Genomic DNA, 19,024 nt, shown 5'->3' with positions numbered 1-19,024 from the left:
AAAACAATGAAATTTGCATTTTTGTTTTTAGCTCTTACCATTTCTGTATTATTTGGAGAATCTAACATTATAAGCGTCAAAGGACTTGATGATGAAATATATAAAATCGGGCAAAACCTTTTAGATGAGCGTTGTGAGCGCAAAAACTGCGTTCAGCCCAGCTTTGATTGTCGCGGGAAGTTAAGTGAGGTTGAGGGCATAATATGTGATTCTGCCGAAGTTGATAGCGTAAGCGTTTATGCGGTTTTGCCGTTTTATGATAATTTATTTAACAGCCTGTATGTGCTTATTTTGCGCAATATTGCGACAAATGAAAAAATAAAACTCAAAGCGATAGCTAGAAAACTTGTAAAATCAAATACAGAGAGCAACTCTTATGAATCTTGCGCTGATATGCCAAGTAGAGGGGCTATAGATTTGTGTATAGTTGATAGTATAGTCGCTAATTATTGGTTAGCTTTACGCGATTTGAATGCCTATATTATAAAAAATAATCCTAATATTTTTGCGACAATATTTTCAAAACATACCACTGAATACAAACGCTTCTTTTTAGACAAATACACGCCCCCACAATATGAAAACGAATACTTTTTTGCAATGAGATTATTTGGAGCACTTTATAATGACGGCTTGATAGATAAAAACGGCGCGTTTGTGGGCGATTTGCACAACGATTCACGCGAATCTAAAAAATAAATGGAGTAAAAAATGCAAATATTTTTAAAGATTTTAAAAACAAAATAGAGCAAGGTTGAATTATGAAAAAACTTATATTATTTTTGTTAATTAGCGATATTGTGTGTTCCACTGATTTAGATTCTGCATTTGCTACAATCGCATCAAAAGAGACACTAGATAAGCAGGTTGAATGGCTCTATGAGCAAGGTTGTAGCCCTGCTATTGTTGAGACAAACGAATGTGTAAAGCCTAGCTTTTCGTGTGAAAAAGTGCAAGAAAATACGAGTGAGTGGCTACTTTGCTACAATCATAATGCTTTTTTGGATAATATTTTTACAAGTTACTATAATCTCATTATGCGCCATACTCCCAAAGCCCAAAAGTCAAAAGTTAAAGCCATAGCAAAGGAAGCGATGAAATTGCGCGATAAAAATGTCAAAAAGGACATAGAATCGGTAAATAATTATCTTGCCAAACTTGATAGAGAAGCAGAAAATGGCGATAAGGAAGCAGATGCAAGTCGTAGAGTGTATTGGAGAAATTTAGAAGACCCTTATTTTGCGATAAGAATGCGTATTGATAGCGCGTATCTTATTGGCATAACCAATCTTACAAATTATCTTTTGGGGCAAAATCCACAACTTTTTGAGGCAATATTTCATAAGCATACACAATCTTATAAAGTGATTTTAGGTGAATCTAATGGCAATTTTAACTATGATAGAGTGTGGGCGGCTTTGTATTTAGATGGTTTAATAGACAAAAACGGCGCGATTGTGGGCGATTTGCACAACGATTCACGCGAATCTAGCGACAATTTAAAAAAGGGAGCAAAAAAATGAAAAAATTAAGTTTGGTAATTTTAGTGGCGTTTGTATCAGTGGTGTTTGGCAGTGATTTGAAATGGGAGTCGGTGGGTTGCGATTGCGATGACGGCGTGTATGCAACCACTATAAAAGCCAAAAGTATGCAAGAAGCACACGATAAACTAAAAAAGGCAAAAAAGGTTTTAGATTGGACTTGTAGCGAAGCAGAGTGGGCGAGAGATGGAACATTGATATATGTAAATTTAGAAAAATGTAGCTATAAACTTGAATTTTTAGGGACATTGCCAAAGCAAAATTATCGATACAAGGGCAAATGCTATGACAAAGATTTTCAATATAAGTGCGAGAGCGAGGAATGGTATGCGCAATATGAGTGGAGCAAGGACAAAAAACAGCTCACAATTACATACGCACAAGATTGTGGCGATGATAGCTATATATTGTTTGATTTAGGCAACGGCACATTTAAGATTACAAACATAATACAGCGGTGCTAGGGGAAATGAGAAAATGAAAACATTAAGTTTGCTTTTTGTGCTTTATATGCTAACGCTCACAAATGCAAATGCGCTTGATATAGAAAAACTTAAAAAAGAAACTTTGGAGAAAGCCAAACGCCAACCACGCGATGACCCTAAAGGCGAAAATCTAATCCCGCTAGATTCTATAACTGATGAGTTAATAATAGAATTGAACGATAAATGCTATAAAAATGGAAAATGTAAATAAAGGCAAATGTGTGAATCCTAAAAAATCTAACGAATCTTTTTCTCTGCCTATCGCACTTATGGCAAAAAAGACTTTGCTTATCGGTGCGGGGGCAGTAGCGTGGCAAAAGTTTGAAGTGCTAATGGGCGCAAAATGGGAAGTATGCGTATGGGCGCGTGAAATCACCGATAAGCGATTCACGCCGTATTTTGAGACAAAAATCATAGAATCTATATCAGATTCTACACTTTTTCAAATCCGCACACTTGACGCAAATATCGATTTACACGCGCTTAAAGCCTTTGAGATTATCATTGACGCAAGTGGCGATTCACAGCTTGGCGCGTTTTTGCATAGTGTGCGTAAAGAGTGTGGCTTTTTGCTTAATGTCGTGGATACGCCAAATTTGTGCGATTTTTATTTTGGGAGTATTGTGAGGCGTGAAAATGTAAGCGTTATGGTGAGCACAAATGGCGCAAGCCCTATCCTTTCACAGGTTTTGCGTGATAAGATTAGCGCGATTTTGCCCCGCACACTTGGCGCGCTATCTCACCGCCTAAAAAATCTGCGACAAATCGCCCCACCCAAAAGCAAAAGCGACAAAGACGCCATTGCCAAAGAGTGTCAAACTTCGCTTGGCAAGGTGCTCATCATTGGTTGCGGACCGAGCGACTTTGGACTTCTCACGCTAAACGCGCTTGAATCCTTTGCCTTGCTTGATGTCGCACTCTTTGATAATCTCATCGGCGCGGAGATTCTCTCCCATATCAAAGGGCTTGGCATTGAATGCGTAAATGTCGGCAAACGCAAGGGAGCGGCGAATTTCACGCAAGAGCAAATCAACGAGCTAATGTTACAATACGCCAAGCAGGGCAAAATCGTAGGGCGTCTCAAAGGTGGCGACCCCGTGATTTTTGGGCGTGTGTGGGAGGAAGCAAGTTTTTTACACGCACATAATGTCGAGGTGGAGTATATCAGCGGGATTACTTCAAGCCTCTGTGGTGCGCTGTATAGCGGGGTTACGCCGACTTTGCGCGGGGTGAGTTCTGGTGCGCTTATCGTTTCGGCGCATTTGCGCGAGAGCGTGTTTCACACGGAGTGGATTGCGTGGCTAAAAGATTCGCCATATACTTTAATCGTGCTTATGGCGCATAGCTTTGCGGAGAGAATCCGCGATGAGGCTTTGGCACAGGGCATAGACGCAAATCTCCCCGCTGCGTTTATCTCGCAAGTCTCAAGCCAAAGCCAAAAGGCAATCATCGGCACTTTGGGCGAACTGCCACAAATGGCGCAAATGTGTGAGAATCCAAGCATTTTGATTCTAGGCAAGGCAGTGAGAGAAAGCCTCAATATGCCCTTTATGGGGGAGCGAATCGTGCTAGATTCTGCGAAAATCTAAAAAATCGCAGAATCTCGCATTGTTTTCAAGACAAATCGCAGAATCTTGCAAAAACGCAGAATCTAATGCAAAAATCACGCAAGATTCTGCGAAAATTTTGTAGATTCTGCGAATTTGTGGCGAAATCAAGGCAGATTCTGCGAATTTTGTTGCCTTTCGCAGAATCTCAATTTGGATTGCCACGCGAGATTTGCCATCCTATCAAAAAAATGCAAGGCAACTATTTTCACGCCAAATTTATCATAAAATTTTAATAATTTTTAAGCTACAATTTTTGGCATAAGATTCGTAAATGCGAATCTAAAATTTTAAATCAAAAGGGGACGAAATGATTGCAGGGATAATCGTTGCGGTGGTTGTGGTGATAGTTGGGCTGTATGTGGTGAGCGTTTATAATCGCCTTGTCGCGCTGTCTAACCGCGCTCAAAATGCGTTCGCACAAATCGATGTGCAACTCAAACGGCGATATGATTTGATACCAAATCTAATCGAAGTGGCAAAAAAATATATGCAGCACGAAAAAGAGACGCTTTTAAGCGTTACAAATGCGCGAAATACGGCGCGAAATGCGCTTGAAACTGCCACGCAAAACGCAGATATGAAAAATATCGCAAAGCTAAATAGTGCCGAATCTGGCTTGATGGACGCGCTAAAAGGGCTAAATATCCAAATGGAGGCATATCCCGAGCTAAAAGCAAATGAAAATATGATTCAGCTAAATGAAGAGCTAACCGCCACAGAGAACAAAATCGCCTTTGCACGGCAAAGCTACAACGATGGCGCGATGAATTTTAATGTATTCAAACAGACTTTTCCGTGCAATATCATAGCGGGACTTTTCGCGCGATATCGCGATGATATGGGATTGCTAGAATTTAGCGAAAGCCGTGAAGTGCTAGAAAAAGCTCCAAAGGTGGAGTTTTAGCAATGCTAGATTCTGCGAATTTTATGCGATTTGGCGCAAATCTAACATAAAAACGAATCTACTATCAAAATCAAAGGGCGAATTTTGAGTGATGATTTTTGCACCACATTTTTAGCGCGTAGTGGCGAAGTGCGCGGGTTTGTGGATTTGCTTTTTACTATATTTTACACGATTAAATGCAGTTTTTCGCCCATCGTGTTTGTGATTTTTGGTATTATTTGCGCGGTGGGCGTATTTTTCATACTTGCGAATCTAAAATCGCGCAATATTTTTTTCACAATCATCAAACTTTTTATCGCGCTAATGCTAACTGCACTTGCAATATTTGCGCTAATTGGGGCATTTGGCAATTTTGAAGCACGAATCTATGAGAAAGATTCGACACTCTCGCGAATCGTGCTATATTTGGCAATGCAAAATGTCTCATTTCACGCGCGAACGCTAGGGATTGTGATTTATGTAAGCATTGCGCTATTTTTCGCCACGCGCATTATTTTGGGGCGACAAGTGGAGATTCACGGGGATTTTTGGGAGCACCAAAATTTGGCAAAACGCAAAGTATGGTGGCTAAATGTGCTGTTTTTTATAATGCTTGTGCTAATTTGCGTGTGCGCGTTTAGCCTATTTCAAATGATTTTTTTGGGCTTTGATGCGAAGTTTAATAGCGAAATCGAGATAGACAAGCGCATTGCGATGACAAATGCAATAATAACGATGAGAGAAAATTTTGATTATGACAGATTTATCGAGGATTTTAACAATCAAGCCTTTATCGCAAATCGCATTGATACGCTTAAAGCATCCTTTGGGTTAAGTGCGTTTTTTGCGCTGTCATTGTGGTTTGCCTATCTTTTCAAAAATTTTCAAATGCGAAGCGATGGCATTGACAAACTAGCAAAAGCCCTAAAAGCCGATGAAATTTTCGCACACGGCTATCTAAAAGGCGCAAATAGTGGCGAATCCAAAAAATACAAAATGCTTTTTAGTGTGGTAGAAGAAATGGCGATTGCCTCAAATATGCCTATGCCACGCGTTTTTGTGATGAGTGGCGAATCGGGCGTAAATGCGATGTGTAGCGGAGAGCGATTTGGCAGTGCCGATGAATGCGTGGCGATTTTTGTAACGCAAGGCGCAATAGAAAATTTTACTCGCGATGAATTGCAAGGCGTCATCGCACACGAATTTTCACACGCATTTCACGGCGATGTGGCGTTGAATTTAAAGATTTTTTCGCTGATTTTTGGGCTAACTTTTATTATGATGATAGGCGAATTTCTCTTGCGCTCCGCATCAAAGTCAAATCGCTCTCATAGTAGCAAAAACAACGGCAGCGGGGCTATCGCCCTTGTGCTAATTGCGCTAGTGTTTTTTGTGCTAGGATTTTTGGGGCAGATTTTTGCCAAAATTATCCAATCCGCCATCTCGCGCCAAAAGGAATTTTTGGCAGACGCTTCAAGTGTGCAATACACACGCAATGTCGCAGGAATCAAATCCGCGTTAAAACGCATAATGGATTTGCAAAATAGCGCGAAAAACGCACAAGATTTGGGCATAAAAAAGGGTAACGCGGGATTTATGGAAAATGTCAATGCAGAGCCTTGTGCGCATATGTTTTTTCTAAATGTGGGCGGATTTCTTAGCAAAATCTTTGCCACGCATCCGAGTTTAGAGTCGCGAATAAGGGCGTTGAATAAGATTGGATAGAATTTTAAAAATTTGTCATTACGAAATTTTGCAAAGGCAAATCGTGGATTTGGTGTGAAATTTTTTGTCATTGCGAGGAAGTGCGAAGCGACTAACGAAGCAATCCATAGATTGCCACGAAGTCGCCCAAAGCGCGACTTCTCGCAATGACGATTTAATTTGGATTGCTTCGGGCTTTTTTAAAAGCCCTCGCAATGACGGATTGAGCGCAGATTCTGCGAATTTCGTGCCAAGATTCTGCGTTTTTCGTGCCAAGATTCTGCGTTTTTCGCATTTTTTCGCACTAGATTCTGCGTTTTTTTACAAATCGCAGAATCTAATCAATTTAGCAGAATCTAGCGCGATTTTTACGCTTCTATCGCGTTTTTTAAGTCTGCGATTAAGTCATCGACATTTTCTAGTCCTATGCTTAGGCGCACACCTGTGGGCGTAATCCCCGCAGATTCAAGCTCTTTGGCTGAAAGTTGTGAGTGCGTAGTGGAAGCGGGGTGAATGACAAGCGATTTGGAATCCCCGATATTTGCTGTAATGGAGTAGAGTTTAAGCGTATCGCAGATTTTTTTCGCCGCATCATAGCTTTGCGCTTCAAAGTTCAAAAGCCCGCTAGCGCGTGAATCTACAAAGTATTTTTTCAATCTCGCGTTGTATGGGTTTGATTTTAGTCCGGGATAATCCACTTTGCCAACTTTTGGGTGAGATTCTAAAAACTCCGCAACTTTGAGTGCGCTATCGCTGTGGCGTTTGATACGAAGCTCTAGCGTCTCTAATCCTTGCAAATGAATCCACGCAACTTGCGGGGCAAGTGTCGCACCGATATTGCGTAGCCACTCGGTGATTAGGCGAATGCCAAAGTTTGGCAGTGGCAGTGAGCTATACACAAGCCCGTGATAGCTCTCATCAGGCGTGTTGAACGCTGGATAGCGTGGATTATCTTTGATAAGCGCATTTAGCCCATCTCGCTCCACTGCTACGCCACCAAGCCCCGCGCCGTGCCCATTGACATATTTGGTAAGACTTGAAACGCTAATATCGATTCCGTGCTCAAACGGGCGAAACAAAAATGGTGTCGCCACTGTGTTATCACATACGGTGATGATTTTGTGCTTTTTAGCAATCGCGGTAATCGCTTCAATGTCTGGGATTGCGATTTGCGGATTTGAGAGCGATTCAAAGAAAATCACCTTTGTTTTATCATCGATAAGTGGCTCGATAGTGGAAATATCATCGACATCAAAGCATCGCACCTCGATTCCAAATCGCTTCAAAGTATGCACCAAAAGCGTTTGTGTCCCGCCATAAATTTTGTTTGAATACAAAATGTTATCGCCATTTTGCGCGAGATTCACAAATGTATAAAACAAAGCCGCGCTCCCGCTAGAAGTCGCCACGCCAAACGCACCGCCTTCAACCGCTGCAAGTCGCTGTGCTAGGACATCAACCGTTGGGTTTGTAAGCCGTGAGTAGATATTGCCTAGCTCTTGTAAGCCAAATCGCGCCGCTGCTTGCCCGATAGATTCAAAGCTGTATGCCGTGCTTTGATAGATAGGCACGCTCAAAGTGCGCTGTGAATCGTAGTTATACGCCGCGTGAAGTGCGAGAGTCTCGCTACTGAAATTGTTGCTTTCTAAATTTGCCATTTTTTGTCCTTTAAATTGAAATTTGAAGTGAAAATATAGCATAAATTTTCAAATTCGTATTGTATTTTGCAAAAAATATGAAAAATTTTATGTTTCGTGTTACGATTTTATACATTTTTTTAACAAATACGATATGTGTTTGATAAAATAAGCATAGATTCTGCGAAAATATTTGACGCAAAAACGCAGAATCTACCCCAAAAATCGCAGAATCCACGAAAGATTCTGCGAATCATTTGACATATACCGCAGAATCTGCCATAGATTCTGCGAAAATATTTTGATTTTTCGTGTGAGATTTTGGCGGTGTCTAAATCCACTCGCTAATTTCTTTTTTACTTTTCTCCCATTTATTATCCCAGCTTAGGCGATTTAAATCGCAGTAACGACAAAATGGAATGGGTTTTGCGAGGAATTCTAAAATTTCATCCATCGACTTTGCTTTGTAAATATCAATGGAATCCTTTGGCGAGACAAGCAGATTTTGCTTAAAATACATATTAAAATTCTTAATACTGCGCGGATATGGGCAGGTATAAAGTCTGCCGTTATCTAATCCAATACATCCATTTGCCCACGCACATTTGGCAAACATAAGATTTGGATTTTGCTCGCCTTTTAAATCAAGCGGTTGATGAAACATCGTCTTTTCAATCTGCCCTGCGTTGTTGTAGAAATACTCAATGCCAAACTTCGCCACCTTTGCCTCAATCGCCTCAAAGTCAATTTTTACAGGATATTTTGTCGGCGTAATGGCGATTTTATAATCCCTGCAAGTCTCAAAAAAACTATCCTTTTGTCGCTCTAAAATTATTGCGTTTGTAACCAAATGAATGCTTGTGTGCGGGAAATTCTGCCGTGCGATTTTTAGGAAATCCTCGCATTTTGGGTGCAAAAGTGGTTCTCCGCCAAGAATGCGGAGTTTGCAAAGAGTTTGATTGCTAAGAGTGCTTAATCGCTCCATATCGCGCCGAAAGATTTCAACATCATAAAATGATTTTACCGCAATTGGCGAAAATGGCGCACAATGCTTGCAGTTTAGATTGCAATGCTCGGTGATATAAACCTCCAAATACTGCAAGCAAGGTTGCGGTTTGAACTTCAAAAGTGCGTCCATTTTTTGATTGAATTTCATCTCAACTTGCTTTAATTTATAACCTGTGGGCGAGAAATTCAGCGCAAATCTTAAAAATGCCTTAATTTGATTTTTAATGCTTTGAATAAAAAATGCGAATTTGCTTGAATCTGGCGTGCGAAGTTTTGGAGAATTTGTGGATTTCGCAGAATCTAGATTCTGCGAATTTTTATGCGATGGATTTGGCGAAGTTTCTGCGAAATTCGCAGAATCTTGCGTAGATTCTGCGATTTTCGTATATTTCGCAGAATCTAAATTTGAAAAACTCGCAGAATCCGCAGAATCTAGCGTGTTTTTAGAGGTTTTTCCCCCCCCCCGTTGTATTTCATAAATGCCTCCAAAATTAAATCTTAAATGGATTTTCTACCACATTTTTCGTATCGACAATGTATGGGATTAACGCCATTTGACGCGCCCTTTTGATTGCCACCTCTACGCGCTCTTGCCACTTTTTGGTATTGCCTGTGAGACGGCGTGGCATAATCTTATATCGCTCACTCAAAGAATATTTCAGCATATCAATGTCCTTGTAATCGATAAATTCGATTTTCGCCTCTGTGTATTTGCAGTGTCGTTTTGAGTATTTTTTGCGTTCCATTATCTAATCCTTTCTAAAATGGTATTTCATCATCAATGTCAATCTCTGGCACTTTCTCTTGTGCCTTTGGTGCGCTAGATGGCGCACTTGACGCACTTGGTGTGCTGTAACTTTGCCCTGAGTAATTCGCAGAATCTCCGCCATCTTTTTTACCTAACATTTGCATAGATTCTGCGACAACGCTGTGTTTGCTTCGCTTCTGTCCGTTTGCGTCATTCCAAGATTCAAGCCTCAATCGCCCCTCAATTAGCACCTGTGAGCCTTTTTTCAAATATTGATTCGCCACCTCTGCCGTGCGTCCAAACAAGCTCACATCCACAAAGCAGGTTTCCTCCACCAAATCGCCATCTTGCTTTTTGTATTTATGGCTGCTAGCAAGTCCGATTTTTGCCACCGCAGAGCCACTTGGCAGATATTTTAGCTCGACATCACGCGTTAGGTTGCCTACGATAATTATTTTATTAAACATTATCACCCTCGCTTTGCTTCGCAGAATCTACCGCAGAATCTGCGTTTGATTCAGCCAAATCTGCTTTCTTTTTGCGCTTTGGTTCGACATATTTGCCATTTGCCTTATCCACCAAAATGCCCCAATTTTTCTGCTCGGTTTTATTTTTGTAATTTATCACAATAAAGCGAATCACCTCTTCATTTATGCGGTAATTGCGCTCTAACTCCGCGACAAGCGTAGGATTCGCCTTAAAATAAATCACAAAATAATATCCGCGTTTGCATTTTTTGATTTCATACGCCAAATTGCGGATGCCCATATCGATTGTAGCCTCGATACTCGCGCCATTGTTTGTCAAAACGCTTTTGAAAAAATCGATTTTGGCAGTGGTTTCTTCCTGCGTGAGAGTGGGCTTTAAAATAAACATAGTTTCATAAAATCGCATTTTTACTCCTTTTAGATTCCGCCTTAAATCTTTGCGATTTAGCCCCGAAAATCAAGCGATTCACTCGATTCAACAGGACTTTTATGATTTAAAGCAAGGATTTTTGAATTAAAAAAGCGAAATTCTATCTTAAAATTGCTTGAAGTTTTATTAAATTTGCAAAAGAATTTTTATCTTTGCCACTAATGGCATTCACGCGCCATTCATTTAAAAGCGCGAAAATCCCCAAATACTGCGGTTCGCGCAAACGCATAGCAAAATTTGTGTATTTTGTCTCAATGTGTTTTGGCAACGCGTATTTTAAGATTTTGGCGCAATCCACGCGTCCATTTGCCTTGATATAGGCAAAAAATTGAAATAATCGATAAAAATATCCCTGCAATGCGCGAATCAAATCCATATCCTGCAATCCTTCCTCTTGCATTTTTGATAAAATCTCCAAATAATCATCTTTATTCAAAAGTGCCTCACATAGCTCATCTACGCCCTTTGCGTGAAGTCCGTAGGATAGTTTATCGACTAATTCTTTGGTGATTTCGCCCTCAAAGACGGAAAATTTTTGCAATTCATTGGCGCAAATTTGGAGATTATAATTTTGCATTTCATATAAATGATTTAGCGTTAAATCGCTGATTTTTAGGGCAGATTCTGCGCTAAAATATCGCAGAATCTCTATTGCTTCTTTTTGCGATGGATTAAAAAAGCGCACGGCTGCGAATTCATTTGAGTTAAAAAGCGCGGAGAGTGCCCTTGCGTTTTTGCTATAATCCATCGAATCATCGCTGTAAAATTCGATTATGAGATAATTATTTGGATTGCGCTTTAAAATTTGCAAGAATTTTGAAATGTCTTTTTTGGTGGATTCTTTAATCTTGTTGATTTTCAAATCCACCAAAGATGCGTTTGAAAATAGCGATTGTTGCGATAGAATCTCAATGATTTGATTTGCGTTGTATTCCTCAAAATACAGCGGAAAAATATCCACCGCGCCATTATTTTTTATAAGATTTTTGATTTTTGTGGCATAAAAATTTATAAAAAAATCGCACTCGCCCCAAAGCAAACTTGCTTTTGGCAGGGCATTTTTTAACAATGAATCAAAGTCTTTTTTATACATTTTAATAATTTTTAAATAAATCTTGGTGTCTGCCTATTCTATAAAGCGCAAGCGTCTCTTTGTCGCGTTTATAAACAATAACCAAATCGCCATAAATGTGGCATTCACGATAACCGCTATATGTGCCTAAAAGTGCGTGGTCTTTTAGCTGTGGCTCTAAAATATCGCAAGTTTGCAGTTGAATAACTACGCTTTTGATTTTTTCTAAATTCCAACCTTGCTTTTTAACGAGCTTAAAATCCTTTTCATAAGTATTTTGAAAATGAATTTCGCGCATAAATTACTCATTTTCCATCATTTTTTCAAACTCTGCGTAATCGCTTGTTTTAAGCACCGTGTGAGAATTTTCCAAAGCATCGATGGTCTCTTGCGTAGGATAGTCTATCGATTCAACTTCGGTTCTTAAACTAACATTCATTTTATCTGTAAATTCCCTAAATGCGGGGAGATACTCTTCTTTTACATTTTCTATTATTAGTGTCATTGCTCTGCCTTATGCTCATTCACAAAATCTTCAAATGCCTTGTTATCGATATCTAGCGCATTATCTGCGATGAATTTTCGCGCAGATTCAAGCTGGGTGGGCGCGTATTGCTTATGCAAGCTAATGCAATTTAGCGCAAATCGCAAAGGTGCTGAGGTTTCGCTAAATCCATCGCTACTATTTATCCCGCGAATCGCCTCAATTAGCGCAGATTCAAAGTTCCAATGCTCAAAAAGCAACGCCGTTACATCAATGCAATTCACGCCAAAAAATTCATTTTCGACATCTAAAAAGCAATCCGCTTCTTTGATTTTTGCCTTAAAATCATCGATATTTTCGAGCTTTGCGGCTTCATTTGCAAGTAGCATTACGCCTGATGTCATCAAAAAGCTTGCCGGGAAAATCACTTCTTTTATTGTGTTTGGCGCTTTTTTATACGCCTCCATAAGCAAGCGATTATATTCACGGCAGGTATCAAGGTAGCTTGTGGTGCTCGTAGCGTAGGCGTCTAGCTCTATTTTCATATTTTTTCGCACCACAGAGCTTATCACAAAGCCTTTAATCGTCCCCATACCAAAGAGCGAAACGGCTTGATTTATGTTTAAAATCTCGCGTGTGAATCCATAAATAGGCGAGTTTGAAATCCGCAAAATATCGATGATTATGCCCGGGTCGCGCTCGATGACTTTGACTAAATCCGCAATGCTTGAATTTGGGTCTTGACAGATGCTACAAACATCGCCTACGATTGATGAAATGGCGGGAAATGATGATATGTTTTTGATTAGTGAGTTATAAATTTCTTTATCTTGCATAAATGCCCCCTTTTTAAAAAATAAAGCGAAATTTTAGCATATTTTTAAACAAAATCTATTATAATTGGCACTTTTTAATTTCAAATAAAAGGGGTGCAAAATGGCATTAAGCATTTATTACGACAAAGATTGCGAGTTAGAGTTGATAAAAAAGAAAAAAGTCGCAATTATAGGATTTGGCTCACAAGGACACGCACACGCGGAAAATTTGCGCGATTCGGGTGTAGAAGTCGTCATTGGTTTGCAAGAAGGCTCAAAGTCTAGGGCAAAAGCGGAGGCGAAAAATTTTAAGGTTTTAAGCGTGGGTGAGGCGACAAAGCAAAGCGATGTGATTATGATTCTAATCCCTGATGAGTTGCAAAGCGATGTGTTTGAGGCTGAGATTTTACCAAATCTCGCGCCAAGCAAAACGATTGCCTTTGGGCACGGATTTAATGTGCATTTTGGGCAAATAAATGCGCCAAAAGATGTAAATGTCATAATGGTAGCTCCAAAAGCTCCCGGGCACACCGTGCGAAGCGAATTTGTCGCAGGTGGGGGAATCCCAGACTTAATCGCAGTGGCAAATGACTTTGATGGCAACTCAAAACAGCTTGCATTAAGCTATGCGTGTGCGATTGGCGGGGGTAGAAGTGGAATTATCGAAACCACATTCAAAGATGAAACCGAAACGGATTTATTTGGCGAACAAGCCGTGCTATGCGGTGGCGTTACAAGCCTAGTCAAAGCGGGATTTGAGACGCTAGTGGAGGCGGGATACCCCGAAGAAATGGCGTATTTTGAGTGCCTACACGAGCTAAAACTAATCGTTGATTTGATTTATCAAGGCGGATTGGCTGATATGCGCTACTCTATCTCAAACACCGCAGAATACGGCGATATGGTAAGCGGACCGCGCGTAATAAACGCAGAATCTAAAAAGGCGATGAAAGAGATTCTGCGCGATATTCAAGAGGGACGCTTTGCAAAAGACTTCATTTTGGAGCGCAAGGCAGGGTATGCTAGAATGAACGCAGAGCGCAAAAATTTGGCAAATCATAGAATTGAACAAGTGGGCGCGAAATTGCGCGGAATGATGCCGTGGATAGGGAAAGGGAAGCTAATCAATAAAGACAAAAATTAGGGGCAATTTGTTCTGGGGTAATCATTTGCGTTGTTTTTATACAAAACTACGCTCAATGAACCCCAAAGTTCTATTTCGCTTGTTTCGCATAAAAACAACGCAAAGCACTACCGCCATTACTTCGATTGCGATTCGTGCTTTGCACGAATCTAAAATTTAAAATCTGTCATTGCGAGGCAGTTTGAGCGAAGCGAAAACAACGAAGCAATCCACAGAATTTGCGAACGCAGTGAAGCAATCATCCAAATCAAGCAAATTCAAATCACAAAACAAATCAATATCCCAAAAGAAAATCAATAAATAATTTGCATTTAGATTCGCCATAAAACCCACCATTTGCCCCAATCCAAAAGTCGCCTTAAATAGATTGCTTCGCCTTGCTATCGCAAGGACTCGCAATGACAAAATAGTCGCAGAATCTAGCGAAAAATCGCAGAATCTAAATATTTTCGCAGAATCTAGTATGGATTGCCACGCTCGCTTTGCTCGCTCGCAATGACGAATTTAGCGCAGATTCTGCGTTTTGCGTGCGAGATTCTGCGTTTCATTACAAGATTCTGCGATTTTCGTGCAAGATTCTGCATTTCGCATAAAAATCGCAGAATCTACGCCTCCACCCTCAAACTCTCTTTTACATTTAACTGCTTTGAGTAAATCTCCCTAAATTGCGCGAATTCACCGCTTACATCTTTATTACCATAAAAGCTAATTGTGATGGTATTTTGATTGATAATATCTGGCATCGCAATCTCCACAAGTCCGTAAATATGCGCTTCTTTTGTGATATTTGCAAGTCGCACAAAATCCGCGAAAACTTCCCCAATCAGCGCAATATCGCTCTTTTTTTGCGTGTGAAAATCATCGATTGCAAAGTGCTGAATCTGCGTGCATTTTAGGATATTTAGGTAGTTGCAAATCGTTTTTAGTGGCGAACTTTGCAAAAACGCAGAATCGATATTCACCCCAAACATAAGGGATTTATCGCCATTTAGCTTGTAAATATCCTGCGCCCCATCATCGATATAAGTCGCAAACAGCGCGAGAAATTCATCTAATCGATGCGAGAGATTTTCGACATTTTCTTTCAAACTCTGTTGCGTTTCGCGCTCATCTTGCAGGGCGTTTTGCAAGGTTTTTAGGTTTGATTCAAGCTCATCGATGTATTCATTTTTCTCTAAAACTTTGATATGCTCTTTTAATTTGATATTTTCTTCGCGCAGTGCGTCATTTTCGGCGGATAATTTTTTGTTTGTGGATTTAAGATTCTGCGTTAAGTCATTTATGTAGTTTTCCATTGTGCTTCCAAATGTGATATTTTTTGCAAATCGGCGCATTTTGGATTTGAATCAAGCAAAATATAGCGCATTTTGTGATATGATTGCCATTTCAAATTTTAACAAAAAGGATTGAATGATGGCGACACGAAAAGAGCACGATTTTATCGGAGAGTTAGAGATTGATAATAGCGTATATTATGGTGTGCAGACTTTTAGGGCGGTTGAGAATTTTAACATTTCGCACGATAAGTTGGGGAATTTCCCCCGCTTCGTGCGCAATCTCGCGCGGGTGAAAAAAGCGGCGGCGTTAGCGAATTTTGAGCTAGGCTTGCTAGATGAGAAAATCAAAAATGCCATTGTGAGTGCGTGTGATAAGATTATCGAAGGCGGATATTACGACCAATTTGTCGTGGATATGTTTCAAGGCGGGGCAGGCACAAGCACCAATATGAACGCAAATGAAGTCATCGCTAATATCGGCTTAGAGATTTTGGGGCATAAAAAGGGCGAGTATCAATATCTCCACCCAAATGACCATGTCAATCTAAGCCAAAGCACCAATGACGCCTATCCTACGGCGTTGCGTATGGCATTGCACGATTATTTGAGCGATTTGGCAAAGGCTATGGAGCATTTAAAATCTGCCTACGAAAAAAAGGCAAAAGAGTTTGCAAGCGTCCTAAAAATGGGGCGCACACAGCTCCAAGACGCCGTGCCTATGACTTTGGGGAGAGAATTTCAAACCTTTGCGGTGATGATGGGCGAGGATATCGAGCGCGTTTTGGAGGCACGAAAGCTAGTCCTTGAAATCAATATGGGAGGCACGGCAATCGGCACAGGGATAAATTCGCACCCCGATTATCCAAAAGTTATCGAGCGAAAAATCCGCGAGGTAAGTGGCAAAGACTACATCGTAGCAAGTGACTTAATCGAAGCCACGCAAGACACAGGCGCGTATGTCCAAATAAGTGGCGTGCTAAAACGCGTGAGCGCGAAGCTCTCCAAAGTTTGCAATGACTTGCGCCTTTTAAGTAGCGGTCCAAAATGCGGGCTAAATGAAATCAACCTCCCAAAAATGCAGCCCGGAAGCTCGATAATGCCGGGCAAAGTCAATCCCGTAATCCCCGAAGTGGTAAATCAAGTATGCTTTTTTGTCATCGGCTCTGATGTTACGGTGACTTTCGCAAGTGAGGGCGGACAGCTTCAACTCAATGTCTTTGAGCCTGTGATTGCGTATAGTCTTTTTAATAGTATCGTAATGCTTGAAAAAGCGATGAAAACGCTCGCGGATAAGTGCATTGACGGAATCACCGCAAATGAGGCGATTTGCAGTGATTTTGTGTATAATTCTATCGGTATCGTTACCGCGCTAAATCCCTACATCGGCTATGAAAACTCCGCTAGCATCGCCAAAGAAGCACTAAACACAGGCAAACGCGTGTATGATTTGGCGTTAGAAAAGGGACTTTTAAGCAAAGAAGAGTTGGATAATATTTTAACGCCACAAAATATGCTAAATCCAAAGATGGTAAGCAAAAAATAAGGCGTAGATTCTGCGATTCGCTGAATCTAGGGGCGCAATTTGTTCTGGGGTAGTCATTTGAATTATTTTTGCGTAAAACTTCGCTCGATGGACGCCCAAGTCCTATCTCGCTTGTTTCACGCAAAAATAATCCAAAGCACTACCGCCATTACTTCGATTGAGATTCTGCGCAAAGCGCAGAATCTAATCAAACAACACAAAATCCGCAGAATCTAAAAATTAAAACTTCGTCATTGCGAGACTTGCGAAAGCAAGTCGTGGCAATCCAAAATTTAATTTATAGATTTGCAAGTGTGGGTCGGTGCTTCGCACAGACGCTTCGTTGTTTTCGCTTCGCTCAAACTGCCTCGCAATGACGATTTTTTTCGCACCAGATTCTGCACTTTTGATTTCATTCGCAGAATCTGCTACAATTTCCGCTTTTATTTCACAAAAAAGGACACTTATGCGACACTTCATCCACCCTACCCTTGCGATTTTCCTCGCATTATTTGCGTTTTTGCTCTTTATAAACGCTCTTTTGCCACTGCAAAGCGATGATTTTAATCACTATTTCAGCGCGCTAAATGGATTTGCAAGCGCGAAAAGTTCGTATCTGCATTGGAATGGACGCATTGGCGAGCTGCTTTTCACCGCCTTTATTGCGCGGATAAATCCATATCTTTTTGATTTTTTAAATGCGCTTGTCGGGATGATTTTTATTGGCGCGTTTTTTATTTTGCTATTTTGCCGTGCGCCACGCGATTTTAGAGATATTTCGCTCATCTGCCTAACTATGCTAATTTTACTGCATTTTTCCGCCTTTGGGTCAAACTTTGCGTGGGGGAGTGGCGCGCTGAACTACCTTTGGGGACTTTGCTTTATAATGCTATTTTTGCTTCCATATCGATTTATTGTAACAAGTAAAATCGCAATTAGGGGGGGGGCAGAAAGAGTTTTGCGATAAGATTCTGCGATTTTTCTCACAAATTCCGCGTTTTTTAAAAGTCATTTTTTATCTTGCATTTTTCATATTTAGTTTTTTCGCCGGGATGGCAAGCGAGCAAATCGGCATTTTGGTAATCATCGCCACTATTTGCCTAAACGCACTTTATGGACGCAGAATCTTGCGCGATTCTGCGAAATCGCTTGTGTTTTTAAATATTGCATTGCTATTTTTTGTGCTTGGGTGGTTAGCACTTTATTTCTCGCCCGGACACGCAAAAAGGGCGTCGCTAGATGTTTTTGATGGAGTTTATATGAGTTTGGGGCAGATTTTGTCGCTAGATTTTTTTGCGCTAATTAAGCGTGTGGCGCAAACGGCGGGTGCGTTTAGAAATGATATTTTGCTTTTGTTTAGCATTCCGCTTTTGTGGTTTTTGTGCTTCAAAAAGGCGAGTGTGAAAAATATCGCGCTATTTGCGTTGCTCGTGGTGATTTTGGTGGTTTTGAATAATAATTTGAAATTTGGCGGAATGCGCGTGGGATTTATCGCGCATTTAAGTGTGCTGTTTGTTGCGCTGATTTTGCTTTGCAAAAGGGATGGGTTTTTTATCGCGCCACTTGTGCTTTTTGTGGCGTTTTGCCTTTGTATGCTCTCCACGATACAATTCCCCGCACTCCCGCCCCGCGCTCGTTTGGGCGATAGTATGATTGCCATTGCGATGGTTGCGATATTATTTGAGCGATTTGCGGGGCAGAATCTGCAAAAGATTATCATCGCGCTATGCTTTGGATATGCGGTGTTTGTGGGTTTTGCGTTTATCGAATATCGCATAAAGTGGAATAATATGCTTGATTTCATCGCGCAAAGTAAGCAGCGCGGGGAAATGCAAATAGTCATCGATGACATTTTCCACTCCCGCTACAAAAATTTTATGAATTGGGGCAACGCGGGGAATAATCCAAGTGCGTGGCCAAACCCAAGCTATGCGAAATATTTCGGCGTGGAGAGTTTGTGTGTTAGGGCAAAAGAAGGGGATTGCGAATAAAATCGTGGGGAGAATTTGTGGAATTTGAGTTTAGATTCTGCGAATCGCACGAAAATCACAGAATCTAAAAAAATATTTTCACTACAAATTCGCAGAATCCATCAAAATGTTACCAAAATGCAAGATTTTTGCGCTAGATTCTGCGAAAATTTGCTATTTTTGATGATTAAAAAATCAAAATTTAA

Annotated in this window: 30 protein-coding genes; 15 read left to right on the top strand and 15 right to left on the bottom strand. The window is 40.7% G+C overall.

Annotated features, from left to right (window positions below):
- Window positions 1-6: 6 nt before the first annotated feature.
- The 5 genes from ACWIUE_RS10645 to cobA all read left to right on the top strand — a co-directional run bounded on the left by ACWIUE_RS10645 (window position 7) and on the right by cobA (window position 3,615).
- Window positions 7-699, top strand: a complete 693-nt coding sequence (locus ACWIUE_RS10645; protein ID WP_454136738.1) for a hypothetical protein — start codon at window positions 7-9, stop codon at window positions 697-699.
- A gap of 62 nt (window positions 700-761) precedes the next feature.
- Entirely contained in the window at window positions 762-1,523 is a 762-nt protein-coding gene (locus ACWIUE_RS10640; protein WP_454136737.1) for a hypothetical protein, read from the top strand.
- On the top strand, window positions 1,520-2,005 hold the full coding sequence (locus ACWIUE_RS10635) for a hypothetical protein (protein WP_454136736.1): 486 nt from the start codon (window positions 1,520-1,522) through the stop codon (window positions 2,003-2,005). Before ACWIUE_RS10640 ends, ACWIUE_RS10635 begins: the two co-directional genes overlap by 4 nt.
- Window positions 2,006-2,018: 13 nt before the next feature.
- On the top strand, window positions 2,019-2,237 hold the full coding sequence (locus ACWIUE_RS10630) for a hypothetical protein (RefSeq protein ID WP_454136735.1): 219 nt from the start codon (window positions 2,019-2,021) through the stop codon (window positions 2,235-2,237).
- Window positions 2,221-3,615, top strand: a complete 1,395-nt coding sequence (cobA, locus tag ACWIUE_RS10625) for a uroporphyrinogen-III C-methyltransferase (protein WP_454136733.1) — start codon at window positions 2,221-2,223, stop codon at window positions 3,613-3,615. The genes ACWIUE_RS10630 and cobA overlap by 17 nt, the downstream gene beginning before the upstream one ends.
- Here the strand turns inward: cobA and ACWIUE_RS10620 are convergent.
- Window positions 3,595-3,798 carry a hypothetical protein gene (locus ACWIUE_RS10620; RefSeq protein WP_454136732.1) on the bottom strand — a complete coding sequence of 68 codons (204 nt, stop codon included), beginning with the start codon at window positions 3,796-3,798 and terminating at the stop codon, window positions 3,595-3,597. The two genes, cobA and ACWIUE_RS10620, sit on opposite strands and share 21 nt — an antisense overlap.
- A 145-nt stretch (window positions 3,799-3,943) precedes the next feature.
- Between ACWIUE_RS10620 and ACWIUE_RS10615 the strand changes: the two genes are divergently transcribed.
- The gene (locus ACWIUE_RS10615) at window positions 3,944-4,540 is read left to right on the top strand and encodes a LemA family protein (RefSeq protein ID WP_454136731.1); all 597 of its coding nucleotides are present in this window, start codon (window positions 3,944-3,946) and stop codon (window positions 4,538-4,540) included.
- An 84-nt stretch (window positions 4,541-4,624) separates the two neighbouring features.
- Window positions 4,625-6,244 carry a M48 family metalloprotease gene (locus tag ACWIUE_RS10610; protein ID WP_454136730.1) on the top strand — a complete coding sequence of 540 codons (1,620 nt, stop codon included), beginning with the start codon at window positions 4,625-4,627 and terminating at the stop codon, window positions 6,242-6,244.
- A gap of 18 nt (window positions 6,245-6,262) precedes the next feature.
- On the opposite strand, the gene ACWIUE_RS10605 is transcribed toward ACWIUE_RS10610, so the two are convergent.
- From ACWIUE_RS10605 to ACWIUE_RS10590, 4 genes are all read right to left on the bottom strand, one after another.
- A complete protein-coding gene (locus ACWIUE_RS10605; protein WP_454136729.1) occupies window positions 6,263-6,499 on the bottom strand; it encodes a hypothetical protein in 237 nt (78 codons plus the stop codon).
- A 92-nt stretch (window positions 6,500-6,591) separates the two neighbouring features.
- Window positions 6,592-7,881: an O-acetylhomoserine aminocarboxypropyltransferase/cysteine synthase family protein gene (locus ACWIUE_RS10600; protein WP_454136728.1), complete on the bottom strand. Its 1,290-nt coding sequence runs from the start codon at window positions 7,879-7,881 to the stop codon at window positions 6,592-6,594.
- A gap of 119 nt (window positions 7,882-8,000) precedes the next feature.
- Window positions 8,001-8,201 (bottom strand): hypothetical protein, encoded by a 201-nt coding sequence (locus tag ACWIUE_RS10595; protein ID WP_454136727.1) that lies wholly within the window; start codon window positions 8,199-8,201, stop codon window positions 8,001-8,003.
- Window positions 8,192-9,016, bottom strand: coding sequence for a radical SAM protein (locus ACWIUE_RS10590; protein WP_454136726.1), 825 nt, complete (start codon window positions 9,014-9,016; stop codon window positions 8,192-8,194). Before ACWIUE_RS10590 ends, ACWIUE_RS10595 begins: the two co-directional genes overlap by 10 nt.
- Before the next feature lie 100 nt (window positions 9,017-9,116).
- Between ACWIUE_RS10590 and ACWIUE_RS10585 the strand changes: the two genes are divergently transcribed.
- Window positions 9,117-9,347, top strand: coding sequence for a hypothetical protein (locus ACWIUE_RS10585; protein ID WP_454136724.1), 231 nt, complete (start codon window positions 9,117-9,119; stop codon window positions 9,345-9,347).
- A gap of 12 nt (window positions 9,348-9,359) precedes the next feature.
- On the opposite strand, the gene rpsR is transcribed toward ACWIUE_RS10585, so the two are convergent.
- From rpsR to ACWIUE_RS10550, 7 genes are all read right to left on the bottom strand, one after another.
- Window positions 9,360-9,614, bottom strand: coding sequence for a 30S ribosomal protein S18 (gene rpsR, locus ACWIUE_RS10580; RefSeq protein ID WP_454136723.1), 255 nt, complete (start codon window positions 9,612-9,614; stop codon window positions 9,360-9,362).
- 13 nt (window positions 9,615-9,627) lie between these two features.
- Window positions 9,628-10,083: a single-stranded DNA-binding protein gene (gene ssb / locus ACWIUE_RS10575; RefSeq protein WP_454136722.1), complete on the bottom strand. Its 456-nt coding sequence runs from the start codon at window positions 10,081-10,083 to the stop codon at window positions 9,628-9,630.
- Entirely contained in the window at window positions 10,076-10,510 is a 435-nt protein-coding gene (gene rpsF / locus ACWIUE_RS10570) for a 30S ribosomal protein S6 (RefSeq protein WP_454136721.1), read from the bottom strand. The genes ssb and rpsF overlap by 8 nt, the downstream gene beginning before the upstream one ends.
- A gap of 124 nt (window positions 10,511-10,634) precedes the next feature.
- The gene (gene holA, locus ACWIUE_RS10565; protein WP_454136719.1) at window positions 10,635-11,627 is read right to left on the bottom strand and encodes a DNA polymerase III subunit delta; all 993 of its coding nucleotides are present in this window, start codon (window positions 11,625-11,627) and stop codon (window positions 10,635-10,637) included.
- Between the two features lies 1 nt (window position 11,628).
- Window positions 11,629-11,904, bottom strand: coding sequence for a type II toxin-antitoxin system RelE/ParE family toxin (locus ACWIUE_RS10560; protein WP_454136718.1), 276 nt, complete (start codon window positions 11,902-11,904; stop codon window positions 11,629-11,631).
- A gap of 3 nt (window positions 11,905-11,907) precedes the next feature.
- A complete protein-coding gene (locus ACWIUE_RS10555) occupies window positions 11,908-12,111 on the bottom strand; it encodes a hypothetical protein (protein ID WP_454136717.1) in 204 nt (67 codons plus the stop codon).
- Window positions 12,108-12,926 carry an HDOD domain-containing protein gene (locus tag ACWIUE_RS10550; protein ID WP_454136715.1) on the bottom strand — a complete coding sequence of 273 codons (819 nt, stop codon included), beginning with the start codon at window positions 12,924-12,926 and terminating at the stop codon, window positions 12,108-12,110. Before ACWIUE_RS10550 ends, ACWIUE_RS10555 begins: the two co-directional genes overlap by 4 nt.
- Window positions 12,927-13,026: 100 nt before the next feature.
- On the opposite strand from ACWIUE_RS10550, the gene ilvC reads away from it, so the two are divergent.
- Window positions 13,027-14,049 (top strand): ketol-acid reductoisomerase, encoded by a 1,023-nt coding sequence (gene ilvC, locus ACWIUE_RS10545; RefSeq protein WP_454136714.1) that lies wholly within the window; start codon window positions 13,027-13,029, stop codon window positions 14,047-14,049.
- A gap of 7 nt (window positions 14,050-14,056) precedes the next feature.
- Window positions 14,057-14,209 carry a hypothetical protein gene (locus tag ACWIUE_RS10540; RefSeq protein ID WP_454136713.1) on the top strand — a complete coding sequence of 51 codons (153 nt, stop codon included), beginning with the start codon at window positions 14,057-14,059 and terminating at the stop codon, window positions 14,207-14,209.
- Here the strand turns inward: ACWIUE_RS10540 and ACWIUE_RS10535 are convergent.
- Window positions 14,206-14,394 carry a hypothetical protein gene (locus ACWIUE_RS10535; RefSeq protein WP_454136712.1) on the bottom strand — a complete coding sequence of 63 codons (189 nt, stop codon included), beginning with the start codon at window positions 14,392-14,394 and terminating at the stop codon, window positions 14,206-14,208. The genes ACWIUE_RS10540 and ACWIUE_RS10535 overlap by 4 nt on opposite strands.
- A 22-nt stretch (window positions 14,395-14,416) precedes the next feature.
- Between ACWIUE_RS10535 and ACWIUE_RS10530 the strand changes: the two genes are divergently transcribed.
- Window positions 14,417-14,548 carry a hypothetical protein gene (locus ACWIUE_RS10530; RefSeq protein ID WP_454136711.1) on the top strand — a complete coding sequence of 44 codons (132 nt, stop codon included), beginning with the start codon at window positions 14,417-14,419 and terminating at the stop codon, window positions 14,546-14,548.
- Window positions 14,549-14,654: 106 nt separating this feature from the next.
- Here the strand turns inward: ACWIUE_RS10530 and ACWIUE_RS10525 are convergent, their stop codons facing one another.
- Window positions 14,655-15,344 carry a hypothetical protein gene (locus ACWIUE_RS10525; protein ID WP_454136710.1) on the bottom strand — a complete coding sequence of 230 codons (690 nt, stop codon included), beginning with the start codon at window positions 15,342-15,344 and terminating at the stop codon, window positions 14,655-14,657.
- Window positions 15,345-15,462: 118 nt separating this feature from the next.
- Here ACWIUE_RS10525 and aspA point away from each other — a divergent pair, with 118 nt between their 5' ends.
- On the top strand, window positions 15,463-16,869 hold the full coding sequence (gene aspA, locus ACWIUE_RS10520) for an aspartate ammonia-lyase (RefSeq protein WP_454136709.1): 1,407 nt from the start codon (window positions 15,463-15,465) through the stop codon (window positions 16,867-16,869).
- A 39-nt stretch (window positions 16,870-16,908) separates the two neighbouring features.
- A complete protein-coding gene (locus tag ACWIUE_RS10515; RefSeq protein WP_454136708.1) occupies window positions 16,909-17,085 on the top strand; it encodes a hypothetical protein in 177 nt (58 codons plus the stop codon).
- A 3-nt stretch (window positions 17,086-17,088) separates the two neighbouring features.
- On the opposite strand, the gene ACWIUE_RS10510 is transcribed toward ACWIUE_RS10515, so the two are convergent.
- A complete protein-coding gene (locus ACWIUE_RS10510) occupies window positions 17,089-17,328 on the bottom strand; it encodes a hypothetical protein (RefSeq protein WP_454136707.1) in 240 nt (79 codons plus the stop codon).
- Between ACWIUE_RS10510 and ACWIUE_RS10505 the strand changes: the two genes are divergently transcribed.
- Window positions 17,315-17,815, top strand: a complete 501-nt coding sequence (locus ACWIUE_RS10505; RefSeq protein ID WP_454136706.1) for a DUF6056 family protein — start codon at window positions 17,315-17,317, stop codon at window positions 17,813-17,815. The genes ACWIUE_RS10510 and ACWIUE_RS10505 overlap by 14 nt on opposite strands.
- Window position 17,816: 1 nt before the next feature.
- Complete coding sequence (locus ACWIUE_RS10500; RefSeq protein WP_454136764.1) at window positions 17,817-18,839, top strand: DUF6056 family protein; 1,023 nt, start codon at window positions 17,817-17,819, stop codon at window positions 18,837-18,839.
- Window positions 18,840-19,024 lie beyond the last annotated feature (185 nt).

Source organism: Helicobacter sp. 23-1045 (assembly GCF_053654655.1).
The sequence above is the reverse complement of the archived record's forward strand: the minus strand, read 5'-3'. Positions and strand labels throughout refer to the sequence as shown.

What these genes read in the sequence shown, in the direction of transcription:
- ACWIUE_RS10645 (WP_454136738.1), top strand. Translation starts at nt 7, where the DNA reads ATGAAATTTGCATTTTTGTTTTTAGCTCTTACCATTTCTGTATTATTT.
- ACWIUE_RS10640 (WP_454136737.1), top strand. Translation starts at nt 762, where the DNA reads ATGAAAAAACTTATATTATTTTTGTTAATTAGCGATATTGTGTGTTCC.
- ACWIUE_RS10635 (WP_454136736.1), top strand. Translation starts at nt 1,520, where the DNA reads ATGAAAAAATTAAGTTTGGTAATTTTAGTGGCGTTTGTATCAGTGGTG.
- ACWIUE_RS10630 (WP_454136735.1), top strand. Translation starts at nt 2,019, where the DNA reads ATGAAAACATTAAGTTTGCTTTTTGTGCTTTATATGCTAACGCTCACA.
- cobA (WP_454136733.1), top strand. Translation starts at nt 2,221, where the DNA reads ATGGAAAATGTAAATAAAGGCAAATGTGTGAATCCTAAAAAATCTAAC.
- ACWIUE_RS10615 (WP_454136731.1), top strand. Translation starts at nt 3,944, where the DNA reads ATGATTGCAGGGATAATCGTTGCGGTGGTTGTGGTGATAGTTGGGCTG.
- ACWIUE_RS10600 (WP_454136728.1), bottom strand. Translation starts at nt 7,881, where the DNA reads ATGGCAAATTTAGAAAGCAACAATTTCAGTAGCGAGACTCTCGCACTT.
- ACWIUE_RS10590 (WP_454136726.1), bottom strand. Translation starts at nt 9,016, where the DNA reads ATGAAATTCAATCAAAAAATGGACGCACTTTTGAAGTTCAAACCGCAA.
- rpsR (WP_454136723.1), bottom strand. Translation starts at nt 9,614, where the DNA reads ATGGAACGCAAAAAATACTCAAAACGACACTGCAAATACACAGAGGCG.
- ssb (WP_454136722.1), bottom strand. Translation starts at nt 10,083, where the DNA reads ATGTTTAATAAAATAATTATCGTAGGCAACCTAACGCGTGATGTCGAG.
- rpsF (WP_454136721.1), bottom strand. Translation starts at nt 10,510, where the DNA reads ATGCGATTTTATGAAACTATGTTTATTTTAAAGCCCACTCTCACGCAG.
- holA (WP_454136719.1), bottom strand. Translation starts at nt 11,627, where the DNA reads ATGTATAAAAAAGACTTTGATTCATTGTTAAAAAATGCCCTGCCAAAA.
- ACWIUE_RS10560 (WP_454136718.1), bottom strand. Translation starts at nt 11,904, where the DNA reads ATGCGCGAAATTCATTTTCAAAATACTTATGAAAAGGATTTTAAGCTC.
- ACWIUE_RS10555 (WP_454136717.1), bottom strand. Translation starts at nt 12,111, where the DNA reads ATGACACTAATAATAGAAAATGTAAAAGAAGAGTATCTCCCCGCATTT.
- ACWIUE_RS10550 (WP_454136715.1), bottom strand. Translation starts at nt 12,926, where the DNA reads ATGCAAGATAAAGAAATTTATAACTCACTAATCAAAAACATATCATCA.
- ilvC (WP_454136714.1), top strand. Translation starts at nt 13,027, where the DNA reads ATGGCATTAAGCATTTATTACGACAAAGATTGCGAGTTAGAGTTGATA.
- ACWIUE_RS10525 (WP_454136710.1), bottom strand. Translation starts at nt 15,344, where the DNA reads ATGGAAAACTACATAAATGACTTAACGCAGAATCTTAAATCCACAAAC.
- aspA (WP_454136709.1), top strand. Translation starts at nt 15,463, where the DNA reads ATGGCGACACGAAAAGAGCACGATTTTATCGGAGAGTTAGAGATTGAT.
- ACWIUE_RS10505 (WP_454136706.1), top strand. Translation starts at nt 17,315, where the DNA reads ATGCGACACTTCATCCACCCTACCCTTGCGATTTTCCTCGCATTATTT.
- ACWIUE_RS10510 (WP_454136707.1), bottom strand. Translation starts at nt 17,328, where the DNA reads ATGAAGTGTCGCATAAGTGTCCTTTTTTGTGAAATAAAAGCGGAAATT.